This is a genomic window from Paenibacillus sp. OSY-SE, assembly GCF_000283315.1.
GTDB classification, from domain to species: domain Bacteria; phylum Bacillota; class Bacilli; order Paenibacillales; family Paenibacillaceae; genus Paenibacillus_B; species Paenibacillus_B profundus.
Genome location: NZ_ALKF01000003.1, coordinates 1 through 1,024, shown reverse-complemented (window position 1 = coordinate 1,024; position 1,024 = coordinate 1). Strand labels below are relative to the sequence as shown.

Annotated in this window: 1 protein-coding gene; it reads right to left on the bottom strand. The window is 47.8% G+C overall.

Translation table 11 applies throughout. The annotated features are described in order from the left end of the window. Window positions 1–1,024: IS110 family transposase (locus tag A372_RS0100015; RefSeq protein ID WP_019418876.1), on the bottom strand; the 1,024-nt coding region annotated here is incomplete at both ends.

Below are 1,024 nucleotides of genomic sequence, written 5' to 3'. Positions count from 1 at the left end.
TTGTACGCGTGCATGGCTTTGAATTCCGGATTGTTCGCCACTAAACTCATGGTCATCATGAAGATGAAACGGCGGAGGCGAGATCGTCCTCGTTTACTAATTTTCATCTGTCCAGTCCATTTTCCTGAGCTTGCTTCCGCAAGGTTGAGACCAGCATGTCGCAACAGTGCATTGCCGTGAACAAAGCCGCTTAAATCTCCTGCCTCACCAAGAATACCGGCCAGTGAAATGCTGCTAATCCCTTTGACAGCAAGCATAGACTTGGCAAAGGAAATGCGATCCAACACGGCGATAATCTCCATTTCAACCGTTTTGAGCTGCAGGCAAGCAAGGTCGTACTCATCGAGTAATTGCTTTAAGTGAAGCTTGTAGGCATTCGTGGCTTGTTTAGAACCAACGGAACAGCTAGCAAGTGCGATGAGAGCACGAGCTTTTCGCTCACCAGAATGACGCTTCATCAGCGATTTCCACCCTTCAATGATGTTTTTAGGCTGTAGTTTACGAAGTTCTTCCGGCGTAGGGAAAAGACGAAGAGTGGCCAACGAACCGGTGCACAACAGGCTCTTAAAGACCTGACGCAGCTCCGGGAAAACAACGTCAACCCAACGATGGATTTGGTTTTTGGCACTAACGAGTCTCGTTACGACAGAGTCCCGATTTGAGAGAAAGACTCGAAGCTCTTCAAAGGCTTCGGGCGTGTTACGAGTGAATGAGTAGTAGCCGTTCTTAACCATGTCGGCTATGACTAGCGCATCTTTCTTGTCGCTTTTGGATGGCGTATTGTCGCGGTTTTCTTTATTTTTCTTAACCAGGTGTGGATTAACAAGAACGACTTCAAACTGGCGCTCGGAGAGCCACCTGGAGAGATTGAGCCAGTAATGTCCGGTAGGTTCCATGCCAACAATGGCTGCCGTTAGTCCATGCGCAGCTTGCAGCGAAAGGATCCACTGGAGAAGGTTGTGAAAGCCTTCTTCATCATTTGAGAAGGATAAAGGATTACCAACAACAATTCCACGAAAGTTAA